The 15,237-nt window shown below is 63.9% G+C and carries 10 protein-coding genes and 1 pseudogene; 6 read left to right on the top strand and 5 right to left on the bottom strand.

Annotation, left to right across the window (positions count from 1 at the left end; genetic code table 11):
* Nucleotides 1-9: 9 nt before the first annotated feature.
* Nucleotides 10-1,548 (bottom strand): sulfatase-like hydrolase/transferase, encoded by a 1,539-nt coding sequence (locus tag P1K31_RS18940; RefSeq protein WP_276305926.1) that lies wholly within the window; start codon nucleotides 1,546-1,548, stop codon nucleotides 10-12.
* A gap of 212 nt (nucleotides 1,549-1,760) precedes the next feature.
* On the opposite strand from P1K31_RS18940, the gene P1K31_RS18935 reads away from it, so the two are divergent.
* Nucleotides 1,761-2,501: an IclR family transcriptional regulator gene (locus P1K31_RS18935; RefSeq protein WP_276305925.1), complete on the top strand. Its 741-nt coding sequence runs from the start codon at nucleotides 1,761-1,763 to the stop codon at nucleotides 2,499-2,501.
* 164 nt (nucleotides 2,502-2,665) lie between these two features.
* A complete protein-coding gene (locus P1K31_RS18930) occupies nucleotides 2,666-4,066 on the top strand; it encodes a sulfatase family protein (RefSeq protein WP_276305924.1) in 1,401 nt (466 codons plus the stop codon).
* Between the two features lie 325 nt (nucleotides 4,067-4,391).
* On the opposite strand, the pseudogene P1K31_RS18925 reads toward P1K31_RS18930, so the two are convergent.
* A pseudogene (locus P1K31_RS18925) lies at nucleotides 4,392-5,010 on the bottom strand (IS6 family transposase); the annotation flags it as partial.
* Nucleotides 5,011-6,602: 1,592 nt separating this feature from the next.
* Here P1K31_RS18925 and P1K31_RS18920 point away from each other — a divergent pair.
* The gene (locus P1K31_RS18920) at nucleotides 6,603-7,184 is read left to right on the top strand and encodes a DUF2238 domain-containing protein (protein ID WP_276305923.1); all 582 of its coding nucleotides are present in this window, start codon (nucleotides 6,603-6,605) and stop codon (nucleotides 7,182-7,184) included.
* 58 nt (nucleotides 7,185-7,242) lie between these two features.
* Here P1K31_RS18920 and P1K31_RS18915 read toward each other — a convergent pair whose 3' ends face one another.
* Both P1K31_RS18915 and P1K31_RS18910 read right to left on the bottom strand, forming a co-directional pair.
* Nucleotides 7,243-8,997, bottom strand: a complete 1,755-nt coding sequence (locus P1K31_RS18915; protein WP_276305922.1) for a GMC family oxidoreductase N-terminal domain-containing protein — start codon at nucleotides 8,995-8,997, stop codon at nucleotides 7,243-7,245.
* Nucleotides 8,997-10,100, bottom strand: coding sequence for a hypothetical protein (locus tag P1K31_RS18910; protein WP_276305921.1), 1,104 nt, complete (start codon nucleotides 10,098-10,100; stop codon nucleotides 8,997-8,999). The genes P1K31_RS18915 and P1K31_RS18910 overlap by 1 nt, the downstream gene beginning before the upstream one ends.
* A 437-nt stretch (nucleotides 10,101-10,537) precedes the next feature.
* Between P1K31_RS18910 and P1K31_RS18905 the strand changes: the two genes are divergently transcribed.
* Entirely contained in the window at nucleotides 10,538-11,314 is a 777-nt protein-coding gene (locus P1K31_RS18905) for an IclR family transcriptional regulator (protein ID WP_276305920.1), read from the top strand.
* A 156-nt stretch (nucleotides 11,315-11,470) separates the two neighbouring features.
* Nucleotides 11,471-12,997: a class I adenylate-forming enzyme family protein gene (locus tag P1K31_RS18900; RefSeq protein ID WP_276305919.1), complete on the top strand. Its 1,527-nt coding sequence runs from the start codon at nucleotides 11,471-11,473 to the stop codon at nucleotides 12,995-12,997.
* Nucleotides 12,998-13,920: 923 nt separating this feature from the next.
* Here P1K31_RS18900 and P1K31_RS18895 read toward each other — a convergent pair.
* Entirely contained in the window at nucleotides 13,921-14,256 is a 336-nt protein-coding gene (locus P1K31_RS18895; protein WP_276305918.1) for a c-type cytochrome, read from the bottom strand.
* Between the two features lie 325 nt (nucleotides 14,257-14,581).
* Here P1K31_RS18895 and rdfA point away from each other — a divergent pair, with 325 nt between their 5' ends.
* On the top strand, nucleotides 14,582-15,205 hold the full coding sequence (rdfA, locus tag P1K31_RS18890) for a rod-determining factor RdfA (RefSeq protein WP_276305917.1): 624 nt from the start codon (nucleotides 14,582-14,584) through the stop codon (nucleotides 15,203-15,205).
* The last annotated feature ends 32 nt before the right edge of the window (nucleotides 15,206-15,237 follow it).

Below are 15,237 nucleotides of genomic sequence, written 5' to 3'. Positions count from 1 at the left end.
GACCCGGGGTCAGCGGTCACCTCGCCCGTTCGGTCCGACCGGGGCGAATCGATGCATCCCGTAATGCAGCTCGCTAATCTGATAATCACCGGTCTCGCGGGCGATCTGCCACATCCGTTCGGAGAGCGCCTTCTTCATCTCCTCGTACTCCGCGTCGTCGACGACGTTCAACAGTTCGTTCGGGTCCGCGGCGAGGTCGTAAAGTTCGTCCTCGGCGAACGTGTTGAACACGTACTTGAGGTCGTTCCTCCAGTACACGCGCTGGGTCCAGGCGAAGTCCTGCCCGTGGAACTCCGCGAACGCTTCCTGCCGGTGGTTGGCCGGCCGCTCGTCGCGGAGGAAAGGGACGAGGGACGTGGCGGTGAACGACGGCTCCTCGTCGAGCGCCGCCACGTTCTCGCCGCCACGAGCGTGCGGATTCTCAGGCCCGATCCGTGACGTCGGGGGGAAGTCTTCGCCCGTCGCGATGTTGACTATCGTCGGGGCTAGGTCTTGGAGTTGCACGATGTCGTCCCGGACGACGCCGTCCGGATACTCGGTCGGCGTCCTGATAAGGCACGGAACCCGATACGCTTCCTCAAACGGTGCGACGCCCTTGAGGAACATGCCGTGAGCCCCGAGGTAATCGCCATGGTCGGACGTGTAGACGATTATCGTGTCGTCGAGTTCTCCCGTTTCCCTGAGTACTTCGATCACGCGACCGACCTGCAAGTCGATGAAGCTGCAGTAGCCGTAGTACGAGGCGATGGCCTCGGCATATTCCTCCCACGAGAGATCTTCCCAGATGTCACGCTGGCGGCCGTATATTCTTGGCTTGTCCTTCAACGTGTCGTGGAAGTTCGCCGGTTTCTCGATTTCGTCGATGTCGTACTGCTCACGGAACTCGGTCGGCGCGAGGTACGGGTCATGGGGAGCGTAAGTACTGATAACGGCGCTGAACGGCCCGCCGTCCCTGGCCGCATCTCGGATGAAATCCAGCCCCTGCGAGTAGACGAAGTGGTCGGACATCCCTTCGACAGGTTCGTCGATGTGACCGCTGAGGAGGTAGTCATCGTACCCCTCGTCCTCCACGACTACCGGATCCACGACACCGGACCGGGACCGGTTGGGGACGGGTGGGAGGTCGAGCGAGGCGCGGTAGTCATGGAATGTAGACTCGAACTCCGCTGAGCGTCTGATGCTGTACCGGTCGAAGCCGAACGCCTCCAGTTCGCCGGTCCGCTCAACGTGCCACTTGCCGAAGTACCCGTTCGTGTAGCCGGCCTCGGCGAGTTGTCCGCTCCACGTGTCCAGATCGGACCGGAACTGTGCCCCGTACGGTTCGACGCCGTGGGTGACGTTGATCATGCCGTGGACGTGCGGAAGGACGCCGGTCATGAAACTGGCTCGCGAGGGCGAGCAGATCGGATTTGGCGAGTAGCAGCGGTCGAATCTGGTTCCGGATTCCGAGAACTCGTCCAAGATCGGGGTCCTACAAGGCGAATTAGGGTGGACCGTCCCGGCCTGTTGTTGATCCGTAAATAACACTACAATGTTTGGCCTGGACATTCTGATACTAAGAGAACCCAACGGTTCTATTTAAATTTTTTGTGCCACCGTCGGTGAGTCCCCGATATCGGTAGGCGGGCGCTGATCGGACCGACTCCGAGTCGCCGCGTCAGTTCCCGTGTCACGCCGATGGCAGTGATACCGTCTCGTTCTTCAACGACATTGTTCGAAGATAGCGAACGCTTATTGACACTCGCCATGTGATTCTGGGTATGATCGCCGACGAGCGGTACCACGTCACCGCCATCGACACGGCCGTGAGCATCCTGGAGGTCCTCCAAGACCGCAAAATCACGGGCCCGACCGAAATCGCGCGGACGCTCGACGTCTCAAAGGCTAACGTCCACAAGCACCTCGTGACCCTCCACGACCATGGTTTCCTGCGTCGTGACGGTGACAAGTATCGACTCGGATACCGGTTCTATGAGTTCGGGTCGACCGTTCGTAACGAAGAGCCTCTATTCCAGGAGGCGATCGCTAGCCTTCAGGAGCTTGCGACGATCGCGGACGAAGTCGCGACGTTACTGATTCGCGACGGCGACGTGGGCGTTTACATCCACTCCATCGACCCGGACCGCGACGGCCAACCTGGCGTCAAAGCAGGGACTCGGATCTCGCTCGACGAAACCGCTTCAGGTCGGGCGATTCTGGCCAGTCTCGACAGAGTTGGTTCAGACTCGCCCGTCGGTCCGTCCGCAGCTAACGGCACCGGGCGCTTGGGGTCGGCGGGCGAGGGCTGGATCGCACAGACCGACGACGAGACTGGCCTGCGGGAGATCGCCGCACCGGTGACGATGGACGACGGCGAACCAATCGGCGCAGTCGCCCTGTTCGTCGACGCTCCAAGCGTGAGCGAACAGGTTGAGTCAAATTACACGAAACTCGTCAAGAAGACGGCCCAAACCGTCTCGAAACGGATGGGTATTCGCGGCGGCAACCGGAGGTCTCGATAACCATCGTCAGAGACCCATCCCGTTCAATCGTTATACTGTTGTTGCCGGAGTGCTCACACGTCAGTCCTCCCGATATAGCCCGGAAGACCGTCGTCGAGAGTGTAGGCGGCGTCCGGGCCAAGTGACTGAACCGTTTATAGACTTCGACCTCCTACCGCCGATCGATGCGCGTAGTCTACATCGACATCGACTCCCTGCGCGCCGACCACGTCGGCACCTACGGGTACGACGCGCCGACGACACCGAACCTCGACGAGTTTGCCGCGGACGCGGTCGCGTTCGACAACGCGTACGTCGCGAACTCGCCGTGCCTCCCGTCTCGGGCTGCCCTCCTGTCAGGCCGGTACGGAATGCGCAACGGCGTTGAGACGCACGGCCCGCGATCCCAGCGGCTCGACCATCCCGTCAACGACGTCGACTGGGCCGGCACCTGGAGCGACCACGTCCCGAGCCGGCCCTGGTGGAGCTTGCCGCGGCTGTTCTACGAGGAACGGGTCCCGACGCTTGCCGTCTCCTCGTTCCCACGACACCCCGCGCCCTGGTTCCACGATACATGGCACGAGGTCCACCAGCCTCAGGAACCGTCCGGCGGTTATGAGTCTTTCCAGACTCCGCGCGCGGAAAGCGTCGTCGACCGGGCGATCGACGTCCTGACCCGGTACGAGGACCGGAACTTCTTCGCGTACATTCAATTGTGGGATCCGCACGGGCCCTACCTACGGTCCCACGAGGAGGTAGAGGCGTTCGCGGACGTCCCGATGCCCGAGTATCCCACCGCCGACGCGATCGCCGATCACCAGTGCTGGAACGCCTGGCGCTCCGCCGACCACATGGACGTCAACGACCGAAACGACCTCCGCGAACTCATCGCAAACTACGACGCAGAGATCCGCTATACTGACCGGCACGCCGGGCGACTCCTCGCCTATCTCAAGTCGAACAATGTTTACGACAACTCGCTAATCGTCGTCACCGCGGACCACGGTGAGGAGTTCGGCGAGCACGGCCTCTACCGTGAGCACTGGAGTACGCACGACGGGACCCAGCGAGTCCCGCTGCTGGTGAAGCCGCCAGCAGACACCGACTACGAACCCGGCCACCGGCCCCAGCTCGTTACCAACGTCGACATGGCGCCGACCCTGGCGGCCTATGCCGGCCTGGATGCGCCTCCCCGGTGGCAAGGCGATTCGCTCCGGGCGGTCCTCGAATCGGCGGACGAACCCTGGCGCGACGCCGTCGTCTTCGACCACGGCCTCTACACTGCACAGCGGGCTATTCGGACGGACCGGTGGAAACTGATTAAGACGTACCACGCCGGCATGTGGGAAGGTCCGATCCCCGACGTTCAGCTGTACGATATGGAGGCAGACCCGTGGGAGCAATCGGACCTGTCCGAATTGGAACTAGAGGTGGTGGACCGGCTGGAGTGTAAGATGGCCGTCTGGGTCGAGGAACACCTCGGAAGCGACGAAGATGCGCTTCGAACCGTCGCGACGCATGGACCGGCAGGGTACCGGGCATTCCGTGACGAGTTCGAGGGCGTCACCTCGACTGACGGGAACTGAGTGAGCGCATATCTGACGGAAATCATCATATTGACCGCACGCGACAGCCCTTGGACTACCGCACTGACTTTCGGGGAGGTGACGTCCCGAACCGGCACCGAGTCGTTTGCAAACAGAGAACACGATCCGACTTCGACCCGCTCCTATGCGCTTTCCGGACCGATTCGAGAGCACGCGGGCGGCGACGAAGCCGATTTATATGGTCTAAAATGGTCGTTGACAATAGATTTGGATCGCCGTCGTCTTTGTCGCTGCGGCTGCAACAACAGTAATAACCCGATTCGGTCATAATAACATAACTACCTTTGTTATGCGTGGGCACTGTCTAGTTTAGCACCTCCTCGACCGGCATTTTCCCATCGAGCGATTGATGCGGTCGCTGGTGGTTGTAGTAATGTACGAACTGTTCAAACCATTCGCGTGCGCTCGACCGACTTGCCCACCCACGAGTTGTGGAAACGGTCGATGCGCATTTTGAGGGTGTGAAACCATTTCTCGATGAGGTTTCTGTCGGTATTGTCCACTCGATCGTTCAATCCTAATCGAGCAAGGGCAGTCCGATACCCGAACTGATCGACGAGGAACACGATCTCTCCGACGCCGTGTTTCTCGCAGAGACCGTGCAGAAACGAGCCGCCGGCTCGGTTCCATGCCATCCGAACAGCTCGACACCGAGAATCACTTTGGTGTCGAAGTCTTTTGCAGCGTACAACCACGACCACTCACCGTTGATCGTGACAGCGGTCTCGTCAACCACAACCCCTGGCGGCTGTGCCGCCGGGTGAGTCGTGTCCGCTATCAGTGAGTCGATGCACCCAATCCCAGACCACGCTGTGCAAGCCTTTCATGCCTAATCAACCAAGAATCGCTGTTATCTCCTGATGCTAACAACTGATTTGGTCAAGACGGACGGCGAATGCCCTGACAGGTGTCTTGAGAGCTTCCGCTCGTTCTTCCTACCTTTTCCTAAATCCGCCTCTCAGCGCTCTCTGAGCAGATATACGAGCGTTAAATCGAAATGGCGGGCAGTCAATCTACTGATACAGGTCGCGCTGACCGCTGAGTACGAACGCTCACCCTGCTAAAGAAGCAAACTGGTATTGGCTAAACCGCCGTCGGAACCGGTCGCGTGCCCGAGTCGGAGTAGCAAGACGATCCCGAGTTGCTTCGAATCGGCAGAATAGTTGCTTGAACGAGACGACACGCCGGTTTAGACGCAACTATTTGCGCTTCAGCGTCCCCAATTCTGCTGAAATCGCACATCAGAACCCCTCTAAACCCGGTGTAGTCTCAGCTTCACCAGTCGTCGATTTAATATCGCGCTATACAGTTTATGAAATGGCGTTCGTCCTAATTCGCCCGTTATTGTAGCCATATCGCGTGTTTTCTCCGGAAGCGGTGGTGTCTGGTGTTACTGCCGCGTAATTTAGTACACGACAGTAACCCTCACATATTCCCATTTAAAGTATCCAGAAAAGTGCTGGATGAGAAGGAAACTACCAGTGCGAGTTGATTATACCGACTCTATTAATAACTTATTAAGTGTAGTCATGAATTTAAAATGGTCGAGGTAGTGTTCGAGAAAGCCGTCGCCATTGTCCAAGAGAGAGGTGAGATAAGGGGTTCAACGACAACATTATGCACGACGACCGTTGCTACGCGCAATACCTCTAAAACCGCGACGTCGGCGGAGTAATTCATCCCTCGAACGATGCCCAAGAACTCCACTTTCGTCCATACCTCGTTCAACTCGTGGCAGGACGCCGATCAAAGCGCGTAGGAACCTCCAGCCCCAGACAGGATAAATAACGACTCGTATTGAGCGCCGGTTCAAGAGGCATGGCGTTGAGTTATCGAAAAAAGCCACCTACACTACATATCCGGTTGCGTTACACGGTGTGCACTCCAGTCGATCCCTCCAACTGTCGCTCGTCGGTTTACAGTCGGGAGATATCCTCGCAAAAAATATTGACTCAGGGGGTGATAGTCCTCTTCCGTTCCCCTGTAAAGTATAAAAGTGCCCGGATAGTGCGACTAGCAGTGAAGCCAGCTGATACCAGGTAAGCGTCTAAACGATAAACGTGCGGTCACTCACGATTTGTACGTCACGGGCCGGTACAGCCGCCTCGGCCGATCATATATCTCGGAGAAACTAGCGACGTCAATTGGTCAGTCAGCCCGAGGGACAGCGTGCCGGGATCGGTGAATCCCCGCGACCTTACCGTTTACATACGGTGGTTCTTCCTCGGCATTCCTAGCGACGTCACCCTCATGACGAAAGGCCCAGATCACCCGAACCACTGGCTCTCTCGTAGCGGCGAAAGGGAGACGAATATACCACTCATAGACGAGCAATTACTAGTAACTCTGTTTCGATCACCCCCCTCTATCGTTGTACGCCATGTAACATTCGCCGAGTAAGTAGGACGGTCTACCGTTCGCGTTCCGCGATAGCTATCGGCTTCCCGTCCTCCCGCGATCCAGTGAACCGGGGAACATGAACCTATTTCCCGGACGGTGCCGTCCTTTCTAGCGAATGAAGCTCGTAACGGAGACCGCGCGGACGTCGGTCGCGCGGGAGGCCGAGCGTGGGATCAGGTACGGACTCCTGGCCGTGTTCGTGGTCGGTCTCCGCCGGCGGAACGCGGGTGCGGTCGTGAACGCCGTACTCGCGCTCGCCGCCGCGTACCTCCCCGACGTTCTCGAACGCGAGTACGACGTCGAGTTTCGACCGTGGCAGCGCGTGTACGCGGAGACCGCGATGCTCACGCACGCCGTCGGGATGCTGGGCCCGTACGACGACGTCTGGTGGTGGGACCACCTCACCCACGCACACTCCGCGACCCTCCTCGGCGGGATCGTCCACGTCGTCGCCCGCCGACGCGGCCGCGATCCCGGGGCGCGCGTCGTCGGCGTCGTGATGTGCACCGGCCTCCTCTGGGAGCTCGCGGAGTACGCCATACACACCACCGCGAACCGCCTCGGTCTCGAACCGTTTCTCGTTTCCTACGGCAGGACCGACACCCTGCTCGATCTCGCCTTCAACCTCGTCGGCGCGGCGCTCGTCCTCGCGTTCGGCGATCACGCCCTGAAGAACTTCGCCGAGGACGAGACGTGATACCGCCGACCCGCGGCGAATTCCGAGGTCGGCGTCGGTGAAGGGAGAGACGCGGGGGTTAGAAGTAGAGGTCCGCGATGCGGTCGGCGGTGCGCAGCGCGAGCGCCTGCCCGCTATTCGTCGGGTTCGGTCCGCCGACGCCGTTCGCCAGCGCGGAGTGGTCGCCGACGAACAGCCGATCGACGTTCCTCGCCTCGGCGTTCGAGTCGAGCACCTCGCCCATCCGCATCGAGGACTGCATGTGCAGCAGGAGCGGCGGCCAGTCGCACCGGTGGACGTGCTCTGCGCCGGCCGCCCGGTGGATGCGCGCCGCGATGCGGGCGAGTTCGTCGCGCTTCGCGTCGTCGTCCGGGTGCGGCTCCCACCTGACCTTCGGGACGGCCCCGTGCTCGTCGGAGAAGGTGTCGTCGAGCGAGACGCCGTTGTCCTGACGGGGCAGGTCGTCGGTGAGTATCAGGAGCGCCTTCGTCTGCCGGTAGTCGGACATGCGGCGCTTGAGTTCCTCGCCGACGACGTAGCCGCGGGTGTCCCACGGCTCGTCCGGGTCGACCTCGACGTCGAAGCTGTAGCCGGCGCGCGTGAACAGGTAGTCGGCGTAGGAGACCAGCCCGGGCGACATCCCGATGTCCTCCATTCCGCCGACGCCGGGCTTGTCGAACCGGACGGCGGAGTTCTGCCCGACGTACGGGTCCATGTGCCGCGCCTCCGGGTTGATCTCCGCGATCGTCTCGTCGGAGTAGACGCCGACCACCCAGTCGAACCAGTGGGTGGTGAGGCCCCTGCCGACCCAGCCGTCGTCCGGCAGTCCGGAGTTGAGCCACAGCCGCGGCGACTCGATACAGCCCGCGGCGAGGACGACCGCGTCGGCCTCGATGGTGCCGGTCCGCCCCGACCACGTGTCGCGGTAGTCGACGCCGGTGGCCTCGAGCGCGCCCGCCCCCTCGACCGTGTTGATGTTCGTGACGAAGGTGTTCGGCCGCAGCGCCACGTTCCCCATCTCGGAGTCCGCGGTGGCGTCGAGCGCCCGCGGCACCCAGCCCACGTTGCTCGACTTGCGCGCCTTGTCGCGGACCGGAGCGTCGATCGGCGTCGAGGAGCCCTGGAAGTGGTCACCGACGAGGGTGTCGCCGCGGAAACCGTCGTCGTAGCTGAACGAACCGTCGTAGTCCGAGTCGAGCGGCTTCCCGTTCGAGGTCTCACGCCCCGGCACCTCGACGGAGTTGATCTGCGGTCGCCACCCCGTCTCGGTGACGTTCTTCGTGTCGATGAGGTCGTAACCGGCGTTCTTCGCCCCCTCGATGAACACCTCCTCCTTGGCCGTGATCGGCGCCTGCTGGCTGCTCGTCACCTCCTCGTTGAGCTGATAGTACGGGACGAGTTCCTCGTACGAGATGGGCCAGTGTGGCTGCTCGTCGATAGCGTAGGGGTACGCCCGCGGGTGGTTCCCGAAGTAGTGGATCGAGGTGCCGCCGACGGCGGACACCTGCCAGATGAACGCGTTCTGGTGGAGGTTCCGGAACCACGGGGCCCGCGAGTGGTCAGCGGGGCCGACGCGGAGGTATCCCCACGTGGGATCGTTGGCGTCGGCCTCGCGGTGGGTGAACTGCTCGTCCATCAGCTTCCCGTCCAAGTCGTCCGGGTTCGTACTCACGGTGCCGCCGGCGTCGGCGTGCGGTTTCGGCCACTTCGAGTTGCCGTGCCACGGACCGGCCTCGAGGACGAGCACGTCGAGGCCGTGTTCGCGGGCGAGGCGTGCGGCGGCGGCCGGCCCGTCGGCACCCGCACCGACGATGACGACGTCGGGGTCCTCCATCAGCTGTCACCCCCGACGCCGTCGAGCACGTCGTCGCCGGACAGGTCGTCCGGGAGGTGCAGGTTCTTCGCCTTCGGGTCCTTGAACCCGCCGGGGACGGCGTGGCGCCAGTCGGCGGCGTAGCCCGGGGCCGGACCGGGGTAGCCGCTCTGCCGGCGACTCTGTACCTCGCCGGCGGGCGTCTCGAGTTCCCGGTCGTTCGGCGTCGCGGTCTTCGTGCTCCCGTAGCCGGACCACTCGGTGTAGTAGCCGAAGCCGTGGAGGCCGTTGATCGCCATCACGACGAACTTCAGGATGCCGACGTCCGGAACCATCGGCGACAGCAGCTCGTCGAGCCGGTCGACGGCCCCGCCGTCGACGATGGTCCAGAGACACCGCAGCCGGTCGCGGGGGGCGAGCCGGGTGAACGTCCCGCCCCCGGGGAACTGTCCGTTGGGGGCCGGGGACTCCTCGTTCTGCCCGCGCGCGAGGAACTCCGCGGCCACGAGGTCGAACACGACGGTGAACACGGGCGCGTAGGGATAGTTCCGAAGCACCTGGTGGTACTCTTCGTCCGAGGTGGTGACGCGGATCTCGAAGTTCGCGGCCCCCTCGGCGGCGTCGAGGTCCTCGAAGGCGACCTCGAACCGCTCGACGGGACCGAACGTGAGGTGCTCCTCGAGCGCGTCCCCGTCGAGGCCGAGGTCGGCGAGATCGAGAAGACTGAGGTCGGCGAGCTCCAACACGGCGTCGAGGTCTGACCCCGGCCCGGTCGCGTCGATGGTGACCTCGAACGTACCCCGGGGCATCTGGAGACCCGTCGACGATCCGGCCTTCTCGGTGACCATCTCCGAGCGGATCTCCTGGAAGTGGTTGAAGTCCCAGATGAGGAACTTCTCCAGTTCGACGTCGAGCCCGCCCGGGACGTGCTCCGGTCCGAGTTCGTCCTCCAGTTCCGGCGTCCGGGGGACGATCGCGTCGACGATCGACCGGTAGGTGTCGGCCGTGTGCGGGTCGCTGGGGAGCGAGTCGGCTACGGCTGCCTGTGCCTCTGCGAGGGTCGCGTTGGACATCGACAACGCGGCGATACCGCCGACGCCTTTCATGACGCCGCGCCGTGTCATCGATGGAGTGTCGCGCTTTTTCATGATTTTTTCCGTCATGCCGCGCGTCGTATTTCGACATTCAAGACTTAACGACATCGCTGGTCATACGCGGGGGTTTAAGTCAAACGACGAAATGGTAAAAATAGTGTTCAGTATCCAGTCTGAACACCGTCGTCCCCCGGATAGAATACGGAGTATCGGACGTCGTCACGGTTCTCCCGATTCCCCATCTAGCCTTTTTACGGCCTGAATTGCGCTGTTAGCGGTTTTCAAGCGGTGCCGAGGGTCGGTGACTGCCGTCGGTGAATCTTCCCACCGCGCAGGTACGATAACCGTCGACACCTATGTCAATATTCTGAATAGCAGGGGTAAACTCGGTCAGTCGCTCTCGCCGAAACGGGACGCGTTCCCACATCGTGGGACAGGGCTAAGTGCGCTCTCGCCGAGAACGGGGTATGGACGACCCCGAGGTTCCGATCAACTCGGTGAAACGCTCCTACCAGGTGATCGACGAGATCCGCGAACGGGGACGAGCCGGCGTGACCGAGCTCGCGGCGGCGCTCGACCTGCCGAAGAGTACGGTCCACAACCACCTCCGGACGCTGGAGCGGCTCGACTACCTCGTCGAGGACGGCGGGCGGTACCGTCTCGGCATCAAGTACTTGCACGTCGGTCGGGAGTCGCGCAACAGCCGCGAGGTGTTCGTCCGCGGCCGCGAAACGGTCAGACGCCTCCAGGAACAGGCCGACGCGCACAGCCAGCTCGTCATCGAGGAGAACGGTATGGGTGCCATCCTGCTGGCGACCCGCTGGGACTACGAGGACCTCCCGCCGACGGCGCGACACGTCTATCCGACCCGCGCGCACCTCCACTCCAACGCCCCGGGAAAGGCGATCCTCGCGCACCTCCCCGACGAGCGGGTCGACGAGATCGTAGCGCGCCACGGCCTCCCGTCGCGGACGAACCGCACCGTGACCGACGCGGACGCGCTCCGGGAGGAACTCGAAACCGTCCGCCGGCGCGGACACGCGGTCGACTGGGGCGAACTCATCGAGGGGATGGTCGGCGTCGCCGCGCCCATCCTCACCGGGGAGACGGTGTACGGCGCGCTCGCCGCCTACGGTCCCGCGGCCGAGATCCAGCCTAGCATCGCCAGTGGCGAACTGGCCTCGCTCGTCACCCAGGGGGCCGACGCGATCCGCGCCGACATCGTCTTCGCCGGGATCGAGTAACGGGCGCGCGGCCGGGCGTTCGACAATGCGGGACGCAGCGCTCGACCGCGGTCGAGCGTCGGCCGCCCCGGTCGTCACGTGCTCGCGACCTCGTCGATCCTCGACACGTCAGACAGTACGCAAAGGAAGATATTGCTGGAGACAGTACCGTCGCGCGTGAACTTCGCTAACTTCGTCGACCTCGCGGCGCGGAACGCGGCGGTGAAGCCGGCCGTGGGCGACGAGACGGAACTGCTGACCCACGCCGAACTATCGGAGCGGACGGCCGCGGCCGCGAACGCGCTGGCGTCGCTCGGGGTCGAAGCCGGCGACCGCGTCGCCGTCTGTCTCTCGAACGGCGTCCCGTTCCTGACCGCCCACCTCGGCGCGATGAAACTGGGCGCGGTGTCCGTCCCGGTCAACACCCGGCTCAACGTCCCCCAGGTCCGCTACGTCCTCGACACGAGCGACGTCACGGTGCTCGTGACCGACGCGGCGTTCGCGGACGTCGCCGCGGGCGTCGAGACGGCCGTCACCGTCGACGGGAGCGTCGGCCACGACTACCGCGAGTTGCTCGACGACGCGGCCGAGACGTTCGCCGTCGAGCCGCGCAGGAGCGACGAGCTCGCGGAGGTCGTCTACACCAGCGGCACGACCGGCCGGCCGAAGGGCGTCCGGCACACGCACGGCAACCTCCTGGCGAACGCGCTCGGCATCGTGACGTACTTCGATCTGACTCGCACCGACGTTGGCCTCACGGCCTGCCAGTGCTTCCACGTCACCGGACTGAACGTCACGACGACGCCGCTGCTCGTCGCGGAGGCGGAGAACCGTCTGCTCCCCTCGTGGGACCCCGCTGCCGCGCTCGCCGCGATCGAGAATCACGGCGTCACCTGCACGTTCCTCACCCCCGGCATGCTCATCGACCTCGTCGACCACGACGCCGTCGACCGCTACGACGTCTCCGCGCTGGAGACCGTCTGCGTCGGCGGTACCCCCATGCCGACCGGCCGGGTCGACGACGCCGAGACCGCGCTCGGCTGTCCCGTCCTCGAGGGGTACGGCATGACCGAGACGACGCCGCTCGCGGCGTTCAACCGGCCGGGGGACGACCGGAAACGGGGGAGCGTCGGCCCGCCAGCGCGGGAGGTCGTCGAGCTTCGGGTCGAGGATCTCGAGACCGGCCGCGCCGTGGATCGGGGCGAACGCGGCGAGTTGGCGTGGCGGGGCGACACCGTCACGCCCGGCTACGAGCGTCTCCAGCACGACAGCGCGGCGTTCGTCGAGCGCCACGGCGAGCGGTGGCTCCGCTCCGGCGACGTCGGCTACCTCGACGACGAGGGCTACCTCCACGTCGTGGACCGCCGCGAGGACATGTTCACCACCGGCTGTGGGAACGTCTTCCCCCGCGAGATCGAGGACATCCTCTACGACCTCGAGGGCGTCGCCGCCGCGGCGGTGATCGACGCCCGCGACGACATCCGCGGGGCGGTCGTCACGGCCATCGTCCGCCCCGTCGACGATCTCGCCCCCGGCGACAGCGACCTCGCGGCCGAACGGGTGCGCGAGGTGTGCGAGGAGCGCCTCGAGCCGCACGAGGTACCACGGCGCGTCGAGTTCGTCGACGAGCTCCCCAGGACGGCGACGGGGAAGATCGACCGCGTGGCGCTGCGCGAGGCGTTCGGGACGACGAAGTCGCCCTGAACGCCAACGACCCCGTCGCCGAGTGCGGACGGCCCAGCGGGTCGCCAGACGCCCGTCGTCGGTAATCGAATCCCGCGCAATAATAGTACGTGTTATACCGGGGCCGGTGGGACAGCGTGATGATCCAAACACCCCTCGAACGTGTTCGTTTCGCGGAGTCGTGCGAGCGCCTCGGAGGTACGTACTCGTTAGTAGTTTATACTCGATCGTAGCGCGGAACGCGGTCGACCACGTCCCGTCCTCGCGTTCCGTCGAGGACGTCGACACAGCGACTCCGAGCGCGCACACGGAGAATCCGGTGGCGACGCGCCCACCGCGCTGCGCTACACCGAAAACCGGTGCGCTTCCGTCAGTTGTCCGGGGGCGACGCTCGACCGCCGGGGCGATCCGGTCAGCAGGGGGCAGGAGGGCGAGACCGGTACGGACGTCCTCGAACCGTGGAGCGCTCCAGAGGGAGAACCTCGTTCGACGAATCCGACGACGCGATTCCGCTTCGTCCTCGGACGAACGGCCATACAGAACGGGCAGATACATCCGATGTACTTGATCGCTCCGGGTGCCGCTCGCGCTCGTCGAGTCGGCCACGAGTTCGGAACGTTCGACGCGTTCAACACGTTTGGACCCCGCGTGGGACATCACGCGGGGTCCGTCGCTGATCGCCTCGCTATAGCCGCCGTACGCCCTGTCGACTCCCTCCGCATACCCCCCAGGATACCGGGACGAGTAGCACCCCGAGAACCGGACTGACCGGCCCGTTGGAGTGGACTACCCCCGATCGGATGGGATTACGACGTCCTTGACCCACCAGTCCCGTCGAGGGTAACGCCGAAGGGTCCACGAGGGAGAGGAAGACTGCTGTCGCGACGGGGTGTTCTCGCTACCGGTGCTAGCGTACTCGCCGGAGAGGTAGCTGACGGCCCGCCTCAGCGGGTGGAGAATTTCGTTCCGACGGGACGACACGATCGCGAGTGGGAGCCGAACGCGGGCATCACCCGTGAGATCGTCGAGACGGCGCGAACGAGCGCGTCCGCGAGGACTGACAGACGCGGGCCGACCGCGCCGTTCAGATGCTGGAAGACGGCGACGCCGACACGCACCTCTTCGACGATTCGCTGGGGCGCTCGTGGCCCCGGTCGCCGGTCCGCGCAGGTCTCGAGGCGCTTCTCCCGGTCGCTCGTGACCTCGGTCCTCCTCGCCGGACTCGCGGTCCGACCGGGGATCGGGGAGGCGTCATACGCCGAGGCGACCGGCGACGTCATCGTCCTCGTGGCGGTCGCGATCCGCGCCGCGTGCGTCGCACTCGGGTAACTGCTGAGGCTGATCGGGAGCGATCCTTCGCGGTCGGGCGTCGGTGCCGTCGAGACGGAACGGGCAGATCGCACCCCGTCTGACCCGGCCGTCTCTCCCCCGTCGGGAGGCGGCGGTAGATAACAGCGGTATTTTTGTTACAAGTACGGTCGGCGCTCGTACGCGGGAGCGTCGATAGATCACGGGGCGGGGCCGTTCGTCGCCCGTCGATTCCGACTGACCGACGTGGTGATCGAAGGCGGAACAACTTTACGGGGAGGGGTCATACACCCATCAATGACGAGTTCGAAAGTGAGAGGGTCGGGGAGGTCACCGAAAGTCAAGCGCATGATCGACAAGTACGGCCTCGGAGACGCCGGCGAGGAACTCGAAGCGCGGTGGACCCGGATCGACGACCGGTGGAGCCTCCGCGATCTGGCCGCGTGGTTCAACAAGCGGCTGCTGCGGAACGCGATGAGCGAAGCCGGCATGAACTCCGTGGAGGAGGAGATCGACAACCTCTATCGCCTTCTGACGGACGACGAGGTGAGCGGTGCATCGCGCATCCAGATCGAACGGCGACTGGAACGCGCCGGCCTCGAACCCGACGAACTGCAGCGCGACTTCGTCTCGTACCAGGCGATCCGCACCTACCTGCTGAAGTACCGGAACGCGGAACGGGTAAAGGACGACCGCGACCAGCGCGAGAAGGTCGCAGAGCGCGTCCAGAAGCTCGCCGGACGGACCGCCACCGTCACGGAGAGTCAACTGGAGCAACTACAGGCGGGCGGCGACCTCGACGTCGGTCCCTTCCGCACCATGGTCGACGTCCGGATCTACTGTGAGGACTGCAACACCCAGTACACGGTGGACGAACTGCTCGAGGAGGGCGGGTGCGATTGCGCCGCCGGTACGGCGTAGCCGCCTCGCGTCGGCGCTCGCTCCATCGGTCG

Origin of the sequence: Halomarina halobia (assembly GCF_029338575.1) — an archaeon.
Lineage (GTDB): Archaea > Halobacteriota > Halobacteria > Halobacteriales > Haloarculaceae > Halomarina > Halomarina halobia.
The sequence above is the reverse complement of the archived record's forward strand: the minus strand, read 5'-3'. Positions and strand labels throughout refer to the sequence as shown.

Coding starts and splice junctions, on each gene's coding strand:
- P1K31_RS18940 (WP_276305926.1), bottom strand. CDS start 1,548: ATGTCCAGGCCAAACATTGTAGTGTTATTTACGGATCAACAACAGGCC.
- P1K31_RS18935 (WP_276305925.1), top strand. CDS start 1,761: ATGATCGCCGACGAGCGGTACCACGTCACCGCCATCGACACGGCCGTG.
- P1K31_RS18930 (WP_276305924.1), top strand. CDS start 2,666: ATGCGCGTAGTCTACATCGACATCGACTCCCTGCGCGCCGACCACGTC.
- P1K31_RS18920 (WP_276305923.1), top strand. CDS start 6,603: ATGAAGCTCGTAACGGAGACCGCGCGGACGTCGGTCGCGCGGGAGGCC.
- P1K31_RS18915 (WP_276305922.1), bottom strand. CDS start 8,997: ATGGAGGACCCCGACGTCGTCATCGTCGGTGCGGGTGCCGACGGGCCG.
- P1K31_RS18910 (WP_276305921.1), bottom strand. CDS start 10,100: ATGACACGGCGCGGCGTCATGAAAGGCGTCGGCGGTATCGCCGCGTTG.
- P1K31_RS18905 (WP_276305920.1), top strand. CDS start 10,538: ATGGACGACCCCGAGGTTCCGATCAACTCGGTGAAACGCTCCTACCAG.
- P1K31_RS18895 (WP_276305918.1), bottom strand. CDS start 14,256: ATGACGTCGCCGGTCGCCTCGGCGTATGACGCCTCCCCGATCCCCGGT.
- rdfA (WP_276305917.1), top strand. CDS start 14,582: ATGACGAGTTCGAAAGTGAGAGGGTCGGGGAGGTCACCGAAAGTCAAG.